Genomic DNA, 20,726 nt, shown 5'->3' on the forward strand with positions numbered 1-20,726 from the left:
AAAGTAGTCAGAGCATTTTGGCTTGAGCAAAGCGAAAGCCAGCGCCTTGAGACGCCGGCTTTTATTATCGGCTTATAGCCGATGTGCAAACCACCCGTTTGACGGGTGGTTATGATTTGAAATTTCTGTTTAATAAAATTTACGTAAATTTTACCTCTCCTCTTGCTATCCCAATCATGAAAGCGCTATACTTTAGATGTTGTAGATAGTAACGAGGAGGGATTTATCAATGGATGCAGATATCAAATGGCTTGATGAACCGGAAACATTCCGCGTTAATCAATTACCAGCTCATAGTGACCATTATTATTACGGTAACTATGATGAATGGCGGCATAATAATAGTCGTTTTGCGCAAAACTTGGATGGGCAATGGCAATTTAACTTTGCTGAAAACCCGCGTAAACGAGAAAATGACTTTTATAAGGTAGATTATGATAGTAGTAGTTTTAGAACAATCGAAGTCCCTAGTGAGATTGAACTAAATAATTACGCCCAAAATAATTACATTAACACTTTGATTCCGTGGGAAGGTAAGATTTACCGTCGTCCTGCATATGCCCTTAGTCCTGATGATGCGCAAGAAGGATCATTTAGTGATGGGGATGATAATACTGTTGGCGAATACTTAAAACATTTTGACCTTGATCCTTCCTTACGGGGAAAGCAGGTTCGCATCCGGTTTGACGGTGTCGAGCGTGCCATGTATGTTTGGCTTAATGGTCACTTTATTGGTTACGCTGAAGACAGTTTTACCCCCTCTGAATTTGACCTGACTCCTTACATTCAAGATGAAGGTAATGTTTTGGCTGTGGAAGTTTTCAAGCATAGTACCGCCTCGTGGATTGAGGATCAAGATATGTTCCGTTTTTCTGGAATTTTCCGGAGTGTAAACCTATTAGCCCAACCACTTGTTCATGTTGAAGACCTTAATATTCGGCCAATTGTTACTGATAATTATCAGGACGGTATTTTTAATGTTGACCTTCAACTTCACGGTGAAAAGACCGGGAACGTTAATGTGCGGGTTATCGACAATGATGGTAATACGCTCGTCAATGAAACACACCCTGTTGATTCCACGGTAAAAGTTCAGGATCAATTTTTAGAAAATGTTCACTTATGGGATAACCATGATCCTTACCTCTATCAATTGTTGATTGAAATTCGTGATGACGAAAGTAATTTGATCGAACTCGTTCCATACCGTTTTGGTTTTCGCCGAATTGAAATTAATAAAGATCATGTTGTCCTATTGAATGGTCAACGGCTAATTATCAATGGTGTTAACCGTCACGAATGGGATGCTAAACGTGGCCGCGCGATCACGATGGATGATATGACGAGTGATATTCACACCTTTAAGGAAAATAATATTAATGCCGTCCGGACGTGTCACTATCCAGACCAAATTCCGTGGTATTACCTTTGTGATGATAACGGAATTTACATGATGGCCGAAAATAATCTGGAATCCCATGCTACCTGGCAGAAGATGGGAGCAATTGAACCATCATATAACGTCCCCGGTTCAGTTCCTCAATGGCGTGACGTAGTAGTAGATCGAGCACGGACTAACTATGAAACATTTAAGAACCACCCGTCGATTTTATTCTGGTCTTTAGGTAATGAATCATATGCTGGCGATAATATTGTTAAAATGAATGAATTCTATAAGAAGCATGATGACAGTCGGCTTGTTCACTATGAAGGAGTTTGTCATACTCCTGAATACCGTGATCGGATCTCAGACGTTGAAAGTTGGATGTACTTACCACCTAAAGAAGTTGAGGAATACTTGAAGAACAATCCAGACAAGCCATTTATGGAATGTGAGTACATGCATGATATGGGGAACTCTGATGGTGGAATGGGTTCGTACATTTCCTTACTTGATAAATACCCACAATACTTTGGTGGCTTCATTTGGGACTTTATTGATCAAGCCCTCCTTGTTAAGGATCCGGTAAGTGGGCAAGAAGTGATGCGCTATGGTGGTGATTTCGATGATCGTCACTCAGATTACGAATTCTCGGGAGATGGCTTGATGTTTGCTGATCGGACACCGAAGCCAGCAATGCAGGAGGTAAGATACTACTATGGCTTACACAAATAAATTACGCGTGATATATGGTGATGCGACATTAGGACTTAGTGGTGACAGTTTTCATTATATTTTTAGCTATGAGCGTGGTGGACTAGAATCGCTTAAGCTAAACGGTAAAGAATGGCTATATCGTGAACCAATGCCGACGTTTTGGCGGGCAACCACTGATAATGACCGAGGAAGTGGCTTTAATATTCGGTCTGCTCAGTGGTTAGCAGCGGACACTTTTCATAAGTGTGTTGGGATTGACCTGACAGTTGATAATCAACACTTTGCCGAATTACCTATTGCGCCGATAACCAACGAATTTAGTGATCCGGTATCTGCTGAGAATGTCAAAATTAAGTATACTTTTGAGACGCTAACAGTTCCGGCTACGCAAGTCACTGTAACTTATGAGGTTAACGGACAAGGTGAGATTAAAGTGACAATGCACTACTACGGTCATAAAGACTTACCTGGTCTGCCAGTAGTAGGAATGCGTTTTATCATGCCAACCGTTGCTACCGGCTTTGACTATCAAGGATTATCCGGTGAAACTTACCCCGACCGGATGGCAGGAGCGACTGAGGGTACCTTCCATGTTGACGGTTTACCAGTTACTAAGTATCTAGTCCCACAGGAAAATGGAATGCACATGGATACTCATGCATTAACAATTACCCGCGATTCCACCCAAAATAATGCCGATCATTCTCGGGAACCATTTAACTTAACTATTAAACAAGACGAGCAACCATTTGCCTTCAGTTGTTTACCATATACAGCGGAGGAATTAGAAAATGCAACACATATTGAAGAGCTCCCACTCGCACGACGAACTGTTCTCGTTGTTGCGGGGGCCGTTCGAGGTGTTGGGGGAATTGATAGCTGGGGTGCAGATGTTGAAGAACAGTATCATATTCCTGCTGACCGTGATGTTGAGTTTTCGTTTGTATTGAATGCAAAATAGGAAGTACAAATTGTTATATAGATCAAAAGTTAGCAGCAGAAAAGGCCTCAAACATTCGGAAAAGCCGAATATTTGAGGCCTTTTGCATTCTGAAGGGTGTGACTGCTGAAGTCAATTATAGCTTCTATCATGCACCCTTTTTATGCTAATCAATTTCACCTGCCATAACTCGCTTAAAGTAAGGTCTAAAGTGCGTACAGAAATAATAAAGGCCATAAATTGCAAGTATGCTAAGACCAACTAATGAGATCACTAATAAGGCGGTGAACCATTTAGCTTGCTTAAAGTAGAGAATAACGATATTTTTCCCTTTACGTTGCTGAACGTAAGGGGCACCAACTGAGGATCGCTGATAGTGGCGAAGTAGATGACCATTAACCGTTAATTGTGATTCATGATACGTAATAATTGGCAACCGAACTTTTCCTGCTTTTCCTGCTTCCCATGATAATTGCAATCCTCCATGCGGCAAGACAGTATGAGTATATTTATGGGCTTCATTAATGATTTGTCCTTCGTAAGCGTAAGAACGAACATATTTTTGATTCATGTACTTCTTAGGAATCGGCAAATAGTCAGGACTTCTCTTCTCAACCATCGTTAACAATTGACCAGGATAGAGATCATGGACGGAATGTCGCAGTGCGGCCTTATTTTCACTTACGCGGGTAATCGCGCTAAAACTATTAAGAACAATTTCTGAGTCATAGCGTGCTGCGCGTTTATAAACATCAATTGTTGTAGGAGTAAAGACCAGAAAAACCATTAGCAAGAGGATACCGGTGATTAATTGATTTCGTAAGTCAATCTCTTGCGCTTTTTTATCAAGGGTTGTAGCGCTGATCCCAACTCCTGCGAGTAAGAGGGGAAAGGCAATGATTGTCAACCGGTTAGGGAACTGCAAAGTGTGTCCAAGTTCAGGGATCACATCTTGGAAAAAGGACCAAGGAGTAAGGGAAGAACTAAGCAGGAGGACCAAAGAACCAAGTAACGTTAGGACTGTATTAGTAAGCGATTTTTTGAAGGTAAATAATACGTAAATGAGTTGAAGGATAAAGAGAATCCACATTGCGTAGATTAGATAATCGCGTGTACTGCTAAACATTGAAGGTAATAATACGTTATCTGCGAGGCTAAAATCGGCAGGATGGGCAATATTATTATGGAGGTTAAGCATTAATAAGGCTCCCCAAACATTAGCCGTTAAAATAATAGTTCCGCCGACTGCCTTCAGCGTTTCGATCCACATTTTCTTACGGTTAGTCGTTATAATTAACCCAATAATAAAGAATGGTGTTAGTGTAATCACAAAAAATAAAGAACTTAGCATATGGATCTGAATGATAATCGTCATCAGGGTCATCAATTGTAGCCAGTTGACTGGTCGTTGGTGATCCTGAATCATGCGTACGCCGCAAATTACCATATAAGGAGCCAGAGCAGCTCCCCATGCATTCATATTCTGTGCTAATTCCCATCGTGGAAGCCACCCAATGTTCATATAGATTAGGGCACAGATAATTGCAAATGTCCGTTTACTATGAACACGGATGCCAAGTCGATACATGCCGATTCCACCTAATAGATAGACGATAAAGGTAGTGACGATCTGATATTGATACCAAGTTCCTACTACGCCAAGAATAGCTCCATTTAAATATGCAAAGAGGGGGCCATAAACGGCATTGATGATGCGACCACTTTGTTGAAAACTATAATTACTTTGAAAATAGCTAAAATTAAGCTGTTGAATTTGCTTAGCTGCATCGTAAAAACGGTTAAAGTGAAAAATGGAGTCCGTCCCTAAAATAACTCCATGTGATACAAACTGGGGGAACATGATTAAATAGGCCATTGCAGCGATGGCACAATATGGTAGCCCCCAATTAATTAGATTAGCAATTTTAGATTTCATAAAATTGAGAATTAAACCAAATCAGTTTAATTTCTCCTTTCCTCAAATACTTACCTTAATAATTATACGGCAGAAAAGTCGACTGTAAAATAACCTTCTGCAGCTAGTTTAATTGTTAAGCACTAGTAAAATGCGCTATTATAAGATAGTGGCAAAGGGGAGTGAAAAAATGGCAGAATTAGTAATTGTACGTCATGGGCAAAGTCAAGCTAACCGTGATAATATTTTTACTGGCTGGACTGATGTTCCGTTGACTCCTAAAGGAATTGAACAAGGTGAATTAGTCGGCAAGGAATTACTAAGACTAGGTATCCAATTTAGTGATGCGTATACGTCCTACATGGAACGGGCAATCATGACAACTAATATTATCCTAGAAGAAATTAATCAGTTATATATTCCTGTCCATAAAACGTGGCGACTAAATGAACGTCATTATGGGGCATTGAGTGGTCGGAACAAAGATGAAGTGAAGAAAGAGATTGGTGCAGAACAGCTTCATAAATGGCGGCGTGGTTTTAAAGATTTACCACCACAATTAAAAGAGCGTCAGCATGATCGCCGCTATGATCGCTTAGGAGTTAAGATTCCGCTTAGTGAGAGTTTAGAAATGACGCTCCAACGACTCCTCCCATATTGGCAAGACCATATTGCGCCTCGTTTGATTGATGGACATAATCAGTTAATTGTTGCCCATGGTAGTTCTTTGCGGGCACTAATTAAATATTTAGATGGTATTTCAGATGACGATATTGATAAAGTGGAAGTTCCAAATGGCAAGCCAATTTTATATCGCTTTGATGATCATCTTAATGTCATTAAAAAGACTTTTATAACAATGGATGGTGAAATTGATGACAATACACGAATTAGCAAATAACCCAACGTTAAGCGGCCAAGTACGCTTGATTGAAAATATTGTTTATGGTGCGATGGATGGTGAGGCATTACATATGTCGATCTTAGCACCGTGGACGCAACGTTTCCCAAAACAATATCAAACTGAACCTCGGCCATTGATTGTCTTTGTTCAAGGAAGCTCGTGGCGAACCCCAAAAATGGGAGAAGAAATTCCACAACTGGTTCAATTTGTTCAGGCCGGTTATATTGTAGCGACTGTTCAACACCGTAGTTCAATTGATGGTCACCCATTTCCTGCGTTTTTGCAAGATGTTAAGACAGCCATTCGTTTCTTACGGGCCAATGCGCAAAAATATGCAATTGATCCGCAACAGGTTGCAATTTGGGGTACTTCTTCTGGAGCCAATGCGGCAATGCTAGTCGGCTTAACGGGTGATGATCCGCGCTATAAAGTTGATCTTTATCAAGACGAATCGGATGCAGTAAATGCTGTGGTTAGTTGCTTTGCCCCAATGGATGTGGAAAAGACGTTTGAGTATGATGCTAATGTTCCAGGAAATAAGTTACTGCAATATTGCTTATTGGGGCCTGATGTATCAAAGTGGCCAGAAATTGAAAAGCAAATGAGTCCCCTATATCAAGTCAAAGATGGGCAAAACTATCCACCATTCTTATTGTTCCACGGAGATGCTGATAAAGTTGTTCCATATGAACAAATGGAAAAAATGTATATGCGGTTGAAGGATAATGGAAATTCTGTTGAAGCATACCGGGTTAAGGGTGCGAACCATGAACGAGATTTCTGGAGTCCAACAATTTATAACATTGTGCAGAAGTTTCTTGACGATCAATTTAAATAAATTTTAGTAATTGTATTGACAACTTATTTTTTATAAGTTATGATTTTGACATACTAAGTTAGGAGGAACACGTCATGTTTAACAAACAATTAATTAACGCTACTGTTTGTTGTTGTGGATCGCGTCTTATGCGACCCACAGTTTGGCGTGCTTACTTTTAGTTGAGTAACTGCTAACGTAATCGGGAATAAATGCATAAGGCGCAAATTCAAGTGAGAAGTTCTTGAGTTTGCGCCTTTTTTGTATTCGTTTTTGCATTCTAAAGGAGATAGATATTATGAAATTCAATACACAATTAATTCATGGCGGTAATAGTGAAGATCCAACCACTGGTGCTGTCTCAACACCGATTTACCGTTCATCAACATTCCATCAACACGTTCTTGGCGGTGAACCTAAATGGGAATATTCTCGAACAGGAAATCCAACACGTGCATCTCTTGAAAAATTAATCGCAGAGCTTGAACATGGGACAGCCGGCTTTGCATTTGCTTCCGGATCTGCTGCTATTCATGCTACTTTTTCTTTATTCTCTCAAGGCGATCATTTTGTAGTTGGTAGCGATGTATATGGGGGAACATTCCGGTTAATTAACAAGGTATTAAAACGCTTTGGCCTTGAATTTACTGTTGTTGACATGCAAGACCTTGAAGCAGTCGAAAATGCAATTCAAGATAATACCGTTGCAGTTTACTTTGAAACACCAACTAATCCGCTCCTACAAATCGCTGATATTAAAGCCATTGCTGATATCGCAAAAAAGCATGGAATAAAGACAATTGTTGATAATACCTTTGCTACTCCTTATAACCAACAACCGTTAACCCTTGGAGCAGATATTGTTGTTCACTCCGCAACCAAATATTTAGGCGGTCATAGTGATGTTGTTGCCGGATTAGCAGTTACTAACGATGATGAGATTGCTGAACAATTAGCATTCCTGCAAAACTCAATCGGTAGTACACTTGGCCCTGATGATAGTTGGCTATTACAACGGGGAATGAAAACTCTCGGTGCGCGGATGCGAGTTCACCAAGAAAATGCGAATGAAGTTATTAATTTCCTTCAAAACGATGACCATATTGGGAAAATTTATTATCCAGGCTTAAAAGATTTTCCTGGTCATGAAATTGCGGCTAAGCAAATGCGGAACTTTGGAGCAATGATCTCCTTTGAACTTAAGGATGGTTTAGATGCGAAGAAGTTTGTTGAAAGTTTACAATTAATTGATCTTGCTGAAAGCTTGGGAGGAATTGAAAGTTTGATTGAAGTTCCAGCTGTCATGACCCATGGATCTATTCCCCGGGAAATACGATTAGAAAATGGAATTAAAGATGAGTTGATTCGTCTTTCAGTGGGAATTGAGGACCCTGAAGATATTATTGCTGACTTGCAACAAGCACTTAAAAAATTAGATTAATTATAGAAGAAGGGAAACTGTGACTTATGTGGGAAATTATCAAGACATCTTTACCACAACTCTTAGCAGCGGGATTTAAATATACGATTCCGTTAGCGATTATTTCATTTTTCTTTGGACTGATTATTGCACTAGTAACAGCTTTAATTCGTCTTTCTCGTCAACGTGGTGCATTCATGATTCTTAAATGGATTGCTAGTTTTTATGTCTGGCTTTTTCGGTCAACACCGCTGTTGGTTCAATTATTTATTGTATTCTTTGGACTGCCATATCTGAGAATTAAGGGAGTCCTGCCACATGGAATAAAATTAGAACCATTTACAGCCGGCATTATTACATTTTCACTTAATACCGGTGCTTATGCTTCAGAAACAATTCGGGCAGCGATCAGTTCAGTTCCAACTGGGCAATGGGAAGCAGGCGCAGCAATCGGAATGACGCGGTTGCAAATCTTATGGCGAATTATTTTACCACAAGCCTTAAGAGTAGCTTTACCGCCCTTATCAAACAGTTTTATAAGTTTGGTCAAGGACACCTCATTGGCTGCTTCAATTACAATTATGGAAATGTTTGCTGTTAGTCAACAGATTGCGGCCGAAAACTATCAACCATTGCTTATGTATACTTTGGTAGCTATGGTTTATGCGGTCTTTACGACAATCTTATCTTATTTCCAAGGATATCTTGAGCGGGTAGTAGACCGTCAAGTGAATGCAAATAATAGGTGAGAAAAATGAAATTAACGAATATTAATAAAAGTTTTGGTAATAAAAATGTCTTGAAAAATACCACGTTAGAGTTTCCTGCAGGTAAAACAACAGTAATGGTTGGTCCATCTGGATCGGGTAAATCAACAATTCTTCGCTCACTTAACTTACTAGTAATCCCAGAGAGCGGCCAGTACGATTTTGATGATCATCATTTGGATTTCAGTCAAAAAATAAGCAATAAAGATAAGTTGGCAATTCGTCAAGAAACAGGGATGGTTTTCCAAGACTATAATCTTTTTCCTAATAAAACTGTTCTTGGTAACATTATTGAAGGACCAACACAGGTTTTGAAACAGGCAAAAAAGGAAGCAATTGCAAACGCGCATAATTTACTTGCTAAAGTGGGCTTAGCAGATTACGGAGAAGCCTACCCGAATGAATTATCTGGTGGACAGGCACAGCGGGTAGCGATTGCCCGGGCATTAGCAATGTCACCAAAGTATATCTTACTTGATGAACCAACTTCTGCCCTTGATCCGGAATTAGAGCTTAGTGTATTGAAGGTCCTGTTGCAATTGGCTAAAGAAAAACAATCGATGGTAATTGTTACTCATAACATGGTCTTTGCGAAACATGTTGCGGATAAGATTATTTTTGTGGAAAACGGCGAAATTTTATATGATGGTACTCCAGACGAGTTTTTTGCTCCAGATAATCCAAATAAACGAATTAAGAACTTTATCGCCTCGATGACAATGGAAAATTTAAAATAAAGGAAGTTTAGAATAATGAAATTTTGGAAGAAAGCACTATTAACAATTGCAGCCTTAACGGTCGGTACCTCTGCAGGAATCACAAGTGTTTCGGCTGCTTCATCAGCTGTTAATTCAGAATTAGTTCATAAGGGAGAATTGACAATTGGTCTTGAGGGAACATACTCCCCGTACTCTTACCGTAAAAATAACAAATTAACTGGCTTTGAAGTAGACCTTGGTAAAGCAGTTGCTAAAAAGATGGGCTTAAAAGCTAACTTTGTACCAACTAAATGGGATTCACTAATTGCCGGTCTTGGTTCAGGTAAGTTTGATGTAGTAATGAACAACATTACACAGACACCAGAACGAGCCAAGCAATATAATTTCTCTACTCCATATATCAAGTCACGGTTTGCATTAATTGTTCCTACTGATAGTAATATCAAAAGCTTGAAGGATATTAAAGGCAAGAAGATTATTGCTGGTACGGGAACTAATAATGCGAATGTGGTAAAAAAATATAAAGGTAACCTTACACCAAATGGCGATTTTGCTAGTTCCTTAGATATGATTAAGCAAGGTCGGGCTGCCGGGACAGTTAACTCCCGTGAAGCTTGGTACGCTTACAGCAAGAAGAACAGTACTAAGGGTCTCAAGATGATTGATGTTTCTAGTGAACAAGATCCAGCTAAGATTTCAGCACTTTTTAACAAGAAAGATACTGCTATTCAATCTTCCTACAACAAGGCACTTAAGGAACTTCAACAAGATGGAACAGTCAAGAAGCTATCTGAAAAGTACTTCGGTGCAGATATTACTGAATAATTAAAAAAGATCTCCAACGTCTGTGTGTTACAGTGTTAGAGATCTTTTTTGAAAGCTATAAATAAAATATATTTATCACAGCTTTTTCACAAATTAATGTTAAATTATTATGCTAAAGTTCCCATTGGATCCCAAGGCTTAAGAACAACGGGGCTCTTAGCGTAATCACGTTTAAGATCTTCGCTAAGGTACTTCTTATTAATAACGACTTGGTAGCAGTACTTGTCCATCCAATCGTCACTCATAACGAAGTAACCTTTATGGCCGACTTTGTTACCCCATGAGTTTTCGACTTTCCACTTGGTTGGCTTACCATCAACAAGGTCAACACCAGTGATAACCATTGCGTGATCCATCATGCTTTCACCATAATCAAGTGCTTCAGCTTTGGTCATTTCAAGGTCAACGTCAAATAGTTTGTCGTAGTCATAGGTGTTAAGGGCCATAATCCCAAGTTTAGTTTCTGAATATTTAATAACATCTGAACCAAACCAAACACTTTCGCCATTCTTTAATTGTTCAATCGCGAGTTGCTTGAATTCATCCATTGGTAGGTTTAAGTGCTTGATTTCGCGGCCACCAACGACATTACCAAGCATGTCGATGGTGTAAGTTTGGTGGTACTTCTTATCAGCAGTTGGTGCTTGGATGATTGAAATATAATCATCAAGATTCCAGCCAACATACTTCTTGAAGAATTCTTGTGGGGTAAGGTTAGTATCGCGGTGGAATTCGTTATCCTTCTTTGTCCGATATTCGAAGTCAAAGTGGCTAACCGGTTCACCAAACGTGTAAGCAAGCATCCGGTAATTCTCGTTCAACATCTTACGGCGCGTTTCGTCAATTGCTTCTTCATTTGCATGATCTTCGTTAATCATTTTCCGCAAAATAACGGCATCGTGACGAAGCTTGTTGTTTAAGACTTCATCAATTCCCCGTGAGTTAGAAGAGTTAAATGATTCGGGCATTGCGGCTTTTGGCATAACCCCATACTTGCTGATAAGGGCGCAAAGCATATCCCATTGGCCACCATCGTTTTGTGGTTCGTTCATTAACCATGAAACTTTTCGGCTGTCGGTAGGCTTTTTAGCCGTCTTAATTACGTTTTGGTAGAAGTAATTAGATTTCTCAAACTTATCCCAGAAGAACTGGTAGGCTTGGGAAAGCTCAAAATTATCAGGTAAGTTAAATTTTTGCTGCATATCATGACGCATTGTGTTTAGTGCCGCAAACATCCAACAACGACCGGATTGCTTTTGATCAGCAACATCCCCCGTCTTGAGGTCAATAGAGAAATGAGGAGTATTATCAGCAATTGAATGCCAATTAAAGCTTGCATTCCGTACCCCGTTTTTGGTAACAGTATTTTCTAAAACACTGCTGTTAGGGTGATGACGGTAGTTTTTATGAAAACTAGCGATATCTTCTTTATTAATTGAAAAGCTCATTTGCAATATCTCCTTTGAATAGATTGAATTAACGAGCGTGCAATACCTTTGGACCTTCTGGAGTACCAACAATTACGTCGTTAACTCGATTTAAGAATAAACCAGTTTCGACAATTCCAACCATGTGGATCAATTCGTCGGCTAAGGCCTTAGGATCATCAATTTCGCCAAGGTGAAGGTCAATGATATAGTTATTTTCATCGGTACGGAACTTTTTATCTCCATCCATCCGCCAAGTTGGCTTGTAACCTTTCTTTTCAAGACGGTCAAAGACATGTTGAGAACCAAATGGAATTACTTCAACAGGAAGAGGGAAAGCACCAAGTTTGTGGACGAGTTTGCTTTCGTCGACAATCCACATTACCTTATTTGAGGCATTGGCAACGATCTTTTCCCAAAGGAGGGCGCCACCGCCACCTTTGATTCCTTGGAAGTCATCACTGATTTCATCTGCCCCGTCAATAGTTAAATCAATGTGGTCAACGTCATCAATATCTTTAATTGTAATTCCGAGGTCGCGTGCTTGCTTAGCAGTCCGGTTTGAAGTTGTTACACCGATAATGTCTTTGATTTTACCTTCTTGGACTTGCTTACCAAGTTCATCAACCATATATTTAACAGTTGATCCAGTTCCGAGACCGACAATCATTCCAGATTTAATGTACTTAACTGATTCCTTACCTGTTTGTTCTTTTAATGCATTTTGATCCATTAATATTCCTCCTAATTAAAGCGATCTGCAACTGGCAATAGTTGCTGATATTCTGGATGTAGTTTGAATTGCGCTACCGCATATGGGCACATGAGCTTGACGGTGTATTGCTCTTTTGTTGCATAATCCACAAATTGATGCACTAGTTCAGCTGCAATTCCTTGCCCACGGTAAGTTGGTTGCACAAAAACTCGTTCAACGACAACGTGATCATTTGTATCAGGAACTTTTGGAAAACTGATCTCGCCAACTAAGGGTTCTTGATCGTCAAAAGCAATGATACGCTGACCATCAACTCGATATTGCATATAAACACATCCTTTCATAATAATTTTCGATAAACTGCTTTTAAAAGTCAAGTTATCAAAGCGATACCATTAACTTATTATCTAGCATATAATAGTATACTGGAATTATTAAGAATAAAACACTATGAGGTGAACGTAATGAAACGTGGATTTAAGATTGTTTCTAGTAAGAAAGACCAAGATATACATTTACCCCAACGCCAAACAACACGGGCGGCCGGATATGATTTTGAGGCGTCAGAAGATTTTGTTCTGCCATCAATTTGGAAAGGAAATTTCTTAAAGGCGCTTTGGCAAATTCATCAACAAAAAAAGCTGACTGATGAAGAGTTTAAGGCTGCTGATTCCTGCTTAAAGCCATACTTAGTACCCACCGGCATCAAAGCCTACATGCAACCTGATGAATTTCTCTTATTAGCTAACCGGTCAAGTGGTCCTTTTAAACGCCGCCTGATTTTACCGAATGGGATCGGCATTGTGGATGCAGACTATTATGATAATGATAGTAATGAAGGGGAAATTTTCTTCCAGCTTATTAACTACGGGTTACGAGATTATCATATAAAAAAGGGAGAACGGATCGGTCAAGGGATTTTTATGCCATATTTAATCGCTGATGGTGAGGAACAACCAACTGCTAAACGGACTGGCGGCTTTGGTTCAACAAAAGAATAAATAACTTAGAGAGGAATTAAAGCAATGGCAAAAGTTCGAACACAATATGTTTGCCAAAACTGTGGATATAACTCACCACGCTACTTAGGGCGGTGTCCAAACTGTGGTGAGTGGAATACTTTAGTGGAAGAACAGGTAGAGACCAGTTCTGCACCAACAAAAAAAGCAACTACCACCTTAACCGGTTTAGTTGCCAAACCACAGAAAATTAATGAGATTGATAGTACAGAGACTCCCCGTGTTAAGACAAAATTGAATGAGTTAAATCGCGTTTTAGGTGGTGGAATCGTTCCCGGATCACTAATTCTAATTGGAGGGGATCCGGGAATCGGAAAATCTACTCTCCTTTTACAAGTTTCCGGACAATTAAGTGATGAGCATCACCGGGTTTTATATGTGTCTGGAGAAGAAAGTGGGACACAAATTAAAATGCGGGCGGAACGATTAAAAGTTGCTGGGGATGACTTTTATGTGTATCCAGAAACGAATATGGATAGTATTCGGGATACTATTCGGGAGCTCAAGCCAGAGTATGTCGTGATTGACTCGGTACAAACGATGCAAGCGACTGATGTAAGTTCAGCAATTGGTAGTGTATCGCAAATTCGTGAAGTTACCGCTCAGTTAATGCAGATTGCTAAAAGTAATAACATTACGATTTTTGTCGTTGGACATGTGACAAAGGGCGGTGCAATCGCTGGTCCAAAGATCTTAGAGCACATGGTTGATACAGTCTTGTATTTTGAAGGAGACCTGCACCATACATATCGTATTTTGCGATCAGTGAAAAATCGATTTGGTTCAACTAACGAGCTTGGTATTTTTGAAATGCATACAAATGGGCTGACGGAAGTAAAAAATCCATCAGAAATCTTTTTAGAGGAACGATTACATGATGCAACCGGTTCAGCGGTGGTTGTTTCATTAGAAGGAACGCGACCGATTTTAGTTGAAATTCAGGCGCTGGTAACACCGACTGTTTATGGGAATGCACAGCGAACTGCTACCGGTTTGAGCCGAAACCGAGTATCATTGATAATGGCGGTATTAGAGAAACGTGCTAACCTAATGCTTCAAAATCAAGATGCTTACTTAAAGGCAGCTGGGGGCGTTAAGTTAGATGAGCCAGCGATTGATTTAGCAATTGCGGTAAGCATTGCCTCTAGTTACCGGGATAAAGGTACCCAACCAACTGACGCATTTGTCGGTGAAGTAGGTTTAACTGGGGAAATTCGCCGGGTAAACCGCATTGAACAGCGGGTTGCTGAAGCAGAAAAACTTGGCTTTAAACGAATCTTTATTCCCAAAAATAATTTAAAGGGTTGGCAACCGTCAACTAATATTCAAGTAGTCGGTGTCTCAACTCTTAAAGAGGCGTTATATTTAGCGCTGGGGTAAAATAAATAATTGAAAGGATGAAGCAAATGCGGCGTAGAATGATTACTCTCATTTATATTCTAGTTGGCGCGGCAGTGGGATTTTACTATTTGCCATTATTATGGGGGATTTTGAATATCGCCCTTAATCCGGCATTATTAGTATTTATCGATATTATTATTGGTGCACTTATTTTCTGGCTATTATCCCTCCCATTGGTTAGCGGCACTGAAAAGTTGATCCAGCGAATCGAAAAAGAACTGACCAAGCGTAGTCCTGTATACCTTTTCTTTGGGACTTTATTAACGATTATTGGCTTAGTTTTAGCAGTTCTTATTTCGATTCCATTGTGGAGAACGAGGATTCCGGTAATTAATAATATTTTGCCGATCCTCTTGATGATTGTCTTTAGTTATTTTGGTTTTCGAATTGGTACGACGCGGTTAGATGATTGGCGCAAAGCATTTACCCATGCCAAAAGTAGTAAAAATGATGGTGGGAATGTAATTGAACGCCAGGATGATAATTACCATCATTATAAAATCTTAGATACGAATATTTTGATTGATGGTCGTATTTATGATTTAGTCAAAACAGGTTTTTTAGAAGGGACATTACTGGTTCCTAACTTTGTTTTATATGAATTGCAATATATCGCTGATTCTGGCGAAAGTATTAAGCGTGTTCGTGGGCGCCGTGGCCTTGATATTTTAAACAAGTTACGGAAAGAAAAAATTGTTCCAATCGAAATGTATGATGGAGACTTTGAAGATATTCCAGAGGTTGATAGTAAATTAATTGCCCTCGCTAAAAAAGTCGATGGGGTAATTGTGACAAATGATTATAACCTTAATAAAGTAATTCAATTCCAAAATGTTCAAGTATTGAATATTAATAACTTAGCGAAATCATTACGACCACGAGTTATTCCGGGTGAAACGATGACGGTTGTTGTTGTGAAAAAAGGAACTGAACGACAACAGGGTGTTGCTTATCTTGACGATGGAACGATGGTGGTTGTTGAAGATGGTCGTTACTTTATGGATAAACAAATTGAAGTTGAAGTAACTAGTGCTCTTCAAACAGACGCTGGTCGAATGATCTTTGCTCGTCCGCTTCATTCACAACGGGGAATTGACGAGCATACGGATACGGAACATAAAGAAAACCGAAATAATAAAGATAAGAAAAAATAACAAAGAATGGCTGTGAAGAAGAAATAGAGTTTTCTTGCTTCCAGCTATTTTTTAAAACAAAAAAAGAAGCAGCTCGGGAAAAAGCTGCTTCTTAGGGAGTATTACGATAATCTTGGGGGAGATTTCGTAAAAAAGAAAATATTTTTTTCGGTTACTATTGGGAGGAGTAATTGAAAAATAATAGGTTTCATTGATGTAGTAAAGTTCATCTTTACTACGATATATATAATAGCAGTAGAATGTGAAGAAAGTATGACCAAATGGTAAATAATTTTTTGGATACAAATTAATATCATCAGAAATGCTATTCTAATACGGAATGTGGTAAGATTAACTGTACAAATTAATTCTTTATTAATGATTTTTAAGGAGCGGATAGACATGCTAACAATTTACAATACGTTAACAAGAAAAAAAGAAGAATTTAAGCCATTGCATCCAGGCGTTGTTAACATGTATGTCTGTGGTCCGACGGTTTATAATTACATTCATATTGGAAATGCGCGCAGTGCGATCGCCTTTGATACAGTCCGACGTTACCTTGAATTCAAAGGGTATAAAGTAAATTATGTTTCTAACTTTACGGACGTTGACGATAAAATGATTAAGGCGGCTGCCGAGCAAGGGATTACCGTTCCACAATTAGCGGAGAAGTATATCAATGCTTTTATGGAAGATACCGCAGCAATTAATATTGAGCCAGCTACTCTTCATCCCCGGGCAACGGAAAACATTACCGAGATCATTAAGTTCGTGCAAGGATTAGTAGAAAAAGGATATGCCTACCCTAAAGATGGGGATGTTTATTATCGCGCACGAAAGTTTAACCACTATGGACAGCTTTCTGGACAATCACTTGATGATCTTGAAGTTGGGGCAAGTGAACATGTTAGTGCGGATGAGGTTAATAAGAAGGAAGATCCACTTGATTTTGCTTTATGGAAAGCAGCTAAGCCCGGCGAAATTAGTTGGGATTCACCATGGGGAAAAGGTCGTCCAGGATGGCATATCGAATGTTCAGTGATGTCTACTAAGTACTTGGGAAAGACAATTGATATTCATGCAGGGGGACAAGACCTTGAATTCCCTCACCATGAAAATGAGATTGCCCAAAGTGAAGCAGAAACAGGCCAAAAATTTGTTCGTTACTGGATGCATAATGGTTTCGTAACAATTGGAAAAGACAACGAGAAGATGAGTAAGTCTCTCCATAATTTCATTACTGTTCATGAAATTATCAAGGAAGTCGATCCTCAGGTTTTACGTTTCTTTATGGCGACTACTCAATACCGACGTCCAATTCAATATAGTCAGGCAAACTTAACTGATGCGCAAAATAATCTTAATCATATTCAAACAGCCTTTGATAACTTGACTTATCGTGAACAAGATGCCGATAAGGGAGAGGTTCAAGAAGTCACTGATCGGCTTGATCAATTCCATCACCAATTTATTACAGCGATGGATGATGACATCAATGTCCAAAATGGGATTGCTACAGTCTACGAATTAGTTAAATATGCAAATGTTTATGCTCAACAAGATAATGTTAGCTTAGATGCCATTCAAGCAATCAAAAAAGAACTTGTTGAATTGATGAGTATTTTTGGTGTTAAGCTTGAAGCAAGTGACAATCAAATTAATGATGAAAAGATCAAGCAATTGATTGAAGAACGAAATGTAGCACGGAAGAATAAAGATTTTGCGCGAAGTGATGAAATCCGAGACAACCTTAAGAAACAAGGAATTATTCTTGAAGATACTCCTCAAGGAACGCGTTACAAAAAGGAATAGAAAGGATCCTTATGGTACAAGCAGATTATCGACAACTTAATGGAATTGCTTTGGCTTATTTAGGGGATGCAGCTTATGAGGTTTACATTCGTCAGCATCTTTTAACCAAGGGAATTAGTAAGCCAACGAAACTACAACATATTGCTACCCACTATGTTTCGGCAAAAGCACAGGCGGCTCTTATTGACTTGATGAAAGAAGACGAGTTACTGTCTGATGAAGAATGGTCGTATTTTAAACGTGGGCGAAATGCTAACAGTCATACTCACGCTAAGAATACATCAGTTATGACTTATCGGATTTCTACCGGATTTGAAGCAGTAATGGGTTACCTCAAATTAGCTGGTAAAGAAGAGCGATTGGCCGAATTGGCGCAATGGTGTATCGAACAAGTAGAAGCGGGGCGAACAGCACATGAAAAATGAGAATACGGATTTTATTATTGGCCGACATCCAGCTGTGATGGCACTAAAATCTGACCAAGAAATTAATAAGGTTTTTATTCAGTCGGGGTTAAAGGCCGATGCTATTTCCCAGATTGTTAAACTAGCCAAGGAACGCCACTTAGTAGTGTCAAATGTTCCAAAGAATAAATTGGACTTGATGACTGACCGGCAAAATCACCAGGGGGTTGTGTTAGCTGTAGCTGCCTACCAATATGCAACTATTGATGACCTCTTTGATAACGCGGCTAAGCATGACGAAGATCCATTTTTCCTTATTCTTGATGAACTAGAGGATCCGCATAATTTAGGTTCAATTATGCGAACTGCTGATGCCGCTGGTGTTCATGGTATTATTATTCCACGCCGGCGAGCAGTAGGATTAACTTCAGTGGTTGCCAAAACATCTACGGGAGCAATTGAACACGTTCCAGTTGCCCGAGTAACAAACCTGGTTCAAACTGCTAAAGAATTGCAAGAACGAGGTGTTTGGCTGTTTGGTACTGATATGAAAGGAAAAGATTACCGAACATGGGATGCGCATGGTGCCGTCGCTTTGGTTATCGGCAATGAAGGTAAAGGAATTTCATCCTTGCTAAAGAAAACCTGTGATGAAATGCTAACAATTCCAATGATTGGGCATGTTCAAAGTTTAAATGCGAGTGTGGCGGCAAGTTTATTGATCTACCAAGGCTTCAACTCTCGTCATCCTTTAAAATAATTTTGATTTTATTGCTTTTAAACCTTGGTTCGTGCTAACCTAAGTACTGTGTGGAGGTGATAAGTATGTCCCAGAAAAAAGTAGCATTGGAATGTACAAAGTGCGGTGCGCGTAATTATACGATTACCGCTAACCCTCAACGACAAGAACGATTAGAATTACGTAAGTTCTGTAAACATTGCGGTGAGTATACTATTCATCGTGAAAGCAGATAGTGGAGGAAAATATGCACTTAATTCGATTTATTAAGAGTGTTAACCACGAAATGAAGCTAGTTGTATGGCCAACAGCTAAAGAAAATCGTCGTGATACGACTATTGTTGTTTCATTGACTCTGTTCTTCGTACTATTCTTTGCTCTGTTTGATTGGTTAATTCAATTAATGATGAAACTCTTTGTTTAACATTAGTAGTCAAATAGAAATTAGTTTGTTATACTAAGTCTAAGGGAACTTCGTAGCTATTACGAAGTTTTTTATTTTACTGAAAAAATGATTTGAATTATGATAGGAGGATTCATCGTGGAATCACATGAAAAACGTTGGTATGTGCTCCATACCTACTCTGGTTACGAAAACCGGGTTAAGAGCAACTTGGAATCACGGGCTCAATCAATGGGAATGGAAGACTACATTTTTCGCGTAGTTGTTCCTGAAGAAGAAGTTCGCCAGGTTAAGGACGGTCAAGCAAAAGAAACAATTGAAAAGACATTCCCAGGCTATGTTTTAGTTGAAATGGTAATGACTGATCAGGCTTGGTATATTGCTCGTAATACTCCCGGCGTAACTGGTTTCTTAGGATCTCACGGTGGTGGTTCCAAGCCAACCCCATTGCTTCCTGAAGAAGTTGATCGGATTATGAAACGGATGGGAACTGAAACAACTGTTAGTGACATTGATGTTAAGGAAGGCGATACTGTAAAAGTTATTGCAGGATCCTTTGCAAATATGACTGCCAAGGTTGTAGAAGTTGATCACGAAAAGCAAAAGATTAAGGCGACCGTTGAAATGTTCGGCCGTGAAACTGCTGCTGAATTAGGCTTTGATCAGATCGATACATTTTAGTTAGTTTAATATTTTGAAAATTGTTGAAATAAGTTTAGAATTGTGGTATGTTTTCTAAGTATGCTATTAACATACTGTGGGAGAGGTAAAACTTACTGCCTCATCATGACCACAACACGGACTAAGGAGGTTTTGTCTCGTGGCAAAGAAAGTAGCTAACATTGTCAAGTTGCAAATTCCTGCCGGTGCCGCTACACCAGCTCCACCAGTAGGTCCTGCACTTGGACAAGCAGGTATTAACATTATGGGCTTCACTAAGGAATTCAACGCACGGACTGCAGACCAAAAGGGTATGTTGATCCCAGTTGTAATTACTGTATATGAGGACCGTTCATTCGACTTCATTACTAAGACGCCACCTGCTGCTGTCTTACTAAAGAAGGCCGCTGGTGTTGAACATGGTTCCGGTGAACCTAACACAAACAAGGTTGCTTCAGTAACGAAGGACCAAGTTAAGGAAATCGCTGAAACTAAGATGCAAGATCTAAACGCAGCTGACGTAGAAGCAGCTATGCGCATGATTGAAGGTACTGCTCGTAGCATGGGCTTCACTGTTGAAGACTAATTACTAGCAGTCGGGATGC

The 20,726-nt window shown here is 39.5% G+C and carries 22 protein-coding genes; 18 read left to right on the plus strand and 4 right to left on the minus strand.

Annotation, left to right across the window (positions count from 1 at the left end; all coding sequences use genetic code 11):
• Positions 1 to 229 precede the first annotated feature (229 nt).
• Both LMC10_RS01570 and LMC10_RS01575 read left to right on the plus strand, forming a co-directional pair.
• Positions 230 to 2,116 (plus strand): glycoside hydrolase family 2 TIM barrel-domain containing protein, encoded by a 1,887-nt coding sequence (locus tag LMC10_RS01570; protein WP_229268749.1) that lies wholly within the window; start codon positions 230 to 232, stop codon positions 2,114 to 2,116.
• Positions 2,100 to 3,059: a beta-galactosidase small subunit gene (locus LMC10_RS01575; protein WP_229268750.1), complete on the plus strand. Its 960-nt coding sequence runs from the start codon at positions 2,100 to 2,102 to the stop codon at positions 3,057 to 3,059. The genes LMC10_RS01570 and LMC10_RS01575 overlap by 17 nt, the downstream gene beginning before the upstream one ends.
• Before the next feature lie 145 nt (positions 3,060 to 3,204).
• On the opposite strand, the gene LMC10_RS01580 is transcribed toward LMC10_RS01575, so the two are convergent.
• Entirely contained in the window at positions 3,205 to 4,974 is a 1,770-nt protein-coding gene (locus LMC10_RS01580; protein WP_229268751.1) for a putative glycosyltransferase family protein, read from the minus strand.
• 130 nt (positions 4,975 to 5,104) lie between these two features.
• Between LMC10_RS01580 and LMC10_RS01585 the strand changes: the two genes are divergently transcribed.
• The 6 genes from LMC10_RS01585 (at position 5,105) to LMC10_RS01610 (ending at position 10,405) form a co-directional block, all read left to right on the plus strand.
• Positions 5,105 to 5,854, plus strand: a complete 750-nt coding sequence (locus LMC10_RS01585; protein WP_003667318.1) for a 2,3-bisphosphoglycerate-dependent phosphoglycerate mutase — start codon at positions 5,105 to 5,107, stop codon at positions 5,852 to 5,854.
• The gene (locus LMC10_RS01590; RefSeq protein WP_229268752.1) at positions 5,829 to 6,695 is read left to right on the plus strand and encodes an alpha/beta hydrolase; all 867 of its coding nucleotides are present in this window, start codon (positions 5,829 to 5,831) and stop codon (positions 6,693 to 6,695) included. Before LMC10_RS01585 ends, LMC10_RS01590 begins: the two co-directional genes overlap by 26 nt.
• Positions 6,696 to 6,972: 277 nt before the next feature.
• Complete coding sequence (locus LMC10_RS01595) at positions 6,973 to 8,115, plus strand: trans-sulfuration enzyme family protein (RefSeq protein ID WP_035154957.1); 1,143 nt, start codon at positions 6,973 to 6,975, stop codon at positions 8,113 to 8,115.
• A 26-nt stretch (positions 8,116 to 8,141) separates the two neighbouring features.
• A complete protein-coding gene (locus LMC10_RS01600; RefSeq protein ID WP_019252233.1) occupies positions 8,142 to 8,843 on the plus strand; it encodes an amino acid ABC transporter permease in 702 nt (233 codons plus the stop codon).
• A gap of 5 nt (positions 8,844 to 8,848) precedes the next feature.
• Positions 8,849 to 9,598 carry an amino acid ABC transporter ATP-binding protein gene (locus tag LMC10_RS01605; RefSeq protein ID WP_229268753.1) on the plus strand — a complete coding sequence of 250 codons (750 nt, stop codon included), beginning with the start codon at positions 8,849 to 8,851 and terminating at the stop codon, positions 9,596 to 9,598.
• A gap of 15 nt (positions 9,599 to 9,613) precedes the next feature.
• Positions 9,614 to 10,405 (plus strand): transporter substrate-binding domain-containing protein, encoded by a 792-nt coding sequence (locus LMC10_RS01610; RefSeq protein ID WP_003667327.1) that lies wholly within the window; start codon positions 9,614 to 9,616, stop codon positions 10,403 to 10,405.
• Positions 10,406 to 10,512: 107 nt separating this feature from the next.
• On the opposite strand, the gene LMC10_RS01615 is transcribed toward LMC10_RS01610, so the two are convergent.
• From LMC10_RS01615 to LMC10_RS01625, 3 genes are read right to left on the minus strand one after another with little or no spacing between them, the layout of a single operon-like run.
• Positions 10,513 to 11,853, minus strand: a complete 1,341-nt coding sequence (locus LMC10_RS01615) for a C1 family peptidase (protein ID WP_113896783.1) — start codon at positions 11,851 to 11,853, stop codon at positions 10,513 to 10,515.
• A 28-nt stretch (positions 11,854 to 11,881) separates the two neighbouring features.
• Positions 11,882 to 12,565: a ribose-5-phosphate isomerase RpiA gene (gene rpiA, locus LMC10_RS01620; RefSeq protein ID WP_003666281.1), complete on the minus strand. Its 684-nt coding sequence runs from the start codon at positions 12,563 to 12,565 to the stop codon at positions 11,882 to 11,884.
• An 11-nt stretch (positions 12,566 to 12,576) separates the two neighbouring features.
• Positions 12,577 to 12,873, minus strand: coding sequence for a GNAT family N-acetyltransferase (locus LMC10_RS01625; RefSeq protein ID WP_003675942.1), 297 nt, complete (start codon positions 12,871 to 12,873; stop codon positions 12,577 to 12,579).
• A 138-nt stretch (positions 12,874 to 13,011) separates the two neighbouring features.
• Here LMC10_RS01625 and LMC10_RS01630 point away from each other — a divergent pair, with 138 nt between their 5' ends.
• The 10 genes from LMC10_RS01630 (at position 13,012) to rplK (ending at position 20,707) form a co-directional block, all read left to right on the plus strand.
• Positions 13,012 to 13,548: a dCTP deaminase/dUTPase family protein gene (locus tag LMC10_RS01630; protein ID WP_003667334.1), complete on the plus strand. Its 537-nt coding sequence runs from the start codon at positions 13,012 to 13,014 to the stop codon at positions 13,546 to 13,548.
• Between the two features lie 24 nt (positions 13,549 to 13,572).
• The gene (gene radA, locus LMC10_RS01635) at positions 13,573 to 14,946 is read left to right on the plus strand and encodes a DNA repair protein RadA (protein WP_229268754.1); all 1,374 of its coding nucleotides are present in this window, start codon (positions 13,573 to 13,575) and stop codon (positions 14,944 to 14,946) included.
• A 17-nt stretch (positions 14,947 to 14,963) separates the two neighbouring features.
• Positions 14,964 to 16,121, plus strand: coding sequence for a PIN/TRAM domain-containing protein (locus LMC10_RS01640; RefSeq protein ID WP_229268755.1), 1,158 nt, complete (start codon positions 14,964 to 14,966; stop codon positions 16,119 to 16,121).
• Positions 16,122 to 16,502: 381 nt separating this feature from the next.
• Positions 16,503 to 17,915, plus strand: coding sequence for a cysteine--tRNA ligase (cysS, locus tag LMC10_RS01645; RefSeq protein ID WP_229268756.1), 1,413 nt, complete (start codon positions 16,503 to 16,505; stop codon positions 17,913 to 17,915).
• An 11-nt stretch (positions 17,916 to 17,926) separates the two neighbouring features.
• Positions 17,927 to 18,340 (plus strand): Mini-ribonuclease 3, encoded by a 414-nt coding sequence (locus tag LMC10_RS01650; protein ID WP_003670544.1) that lies wholly within the window; start codon positions 17,927 to 17,929, stop codon positions 18,338 to 18,340.
• Positions 18,330 to 19,079, plus strand: a complete 750-nt coding sequence (gene rlmB / locus LMC10_RS01655; protein ID WP_102816690.1) for a 23S rRNA (guanosine(2251)-2'-O)-methyltransferase RlmB — start codon at positions 18,330 to 18,332, stop codon at positions 19,077 to 19,079. The genes LMC10_RS01650 and rlmB overlap by 11 nt, the downstream gene beginning before the upstream one ends.
• Positions 19,080 to 19,144: 65 nt before the next feature.
• Entirely contained in the window at positions 19,145 to 19,294 is a 150-nt protein-coding gene (gene rpmG, locus LMC10_RS01660; protein WP_003666293.1) for a 50S ribosomal protein L33, read from the plus strand.
• A gap of 11 nt (positions 19,295 to 19,305) precedes the next feature.
• Positions 19,306 to 19,482 carry a preprotein translocase subunit SecE gene (gene secE / locus LMC10_RS01665; protein WP_003666294.1) on the plus strand — a complete coding sequence of 59 codons (177 nt, stop codon included), beginning with the start codon at positions 19,306 to 19,308 and terminating at the stop codon, positions 19,480 to 19,482.
• 117 nt (positions 19,483 to 19,599) lie between these two features.
• Positions 19,600 to 20,142 carry a transcription termination/antitermination protein NusG gene (nusG, locus tag LMC10_RS01670; RefSeq protein WP_003666296.1) on the plus strand — a complete coding sequence of 181 codons (543 nt, stop codon included), beginning with the start codon at positions 19,600 to 19,602 and terminating at the stop codon, positions 20,140 to 20,142.
• 139 nt (positions 20,143 to 20,281) lie between these two features.
• Entirely contained in the window at positions 20,282 to 20,707 is a 426-nt protein-coding gene (gene rplK / locus LMC10_RS01675) for a 50S ribosomal protein L11 (protein ID WP_003666299.1), read from the plus strand.
• Positions 20,708 to 20,726: the final 19 nt, after the last annotated feature.

Origin of the sequence: Limosilactobacillus reuteri subsp. simiae, from assembly GCF_020784875.1 — a bacterium.
Lineage (GTDB): Bacteria > Bacillota > Bacilli > Lactobacillales > Lactobacillaceae > Limosilactobacillus > Limosilactobacillus reuteri_H.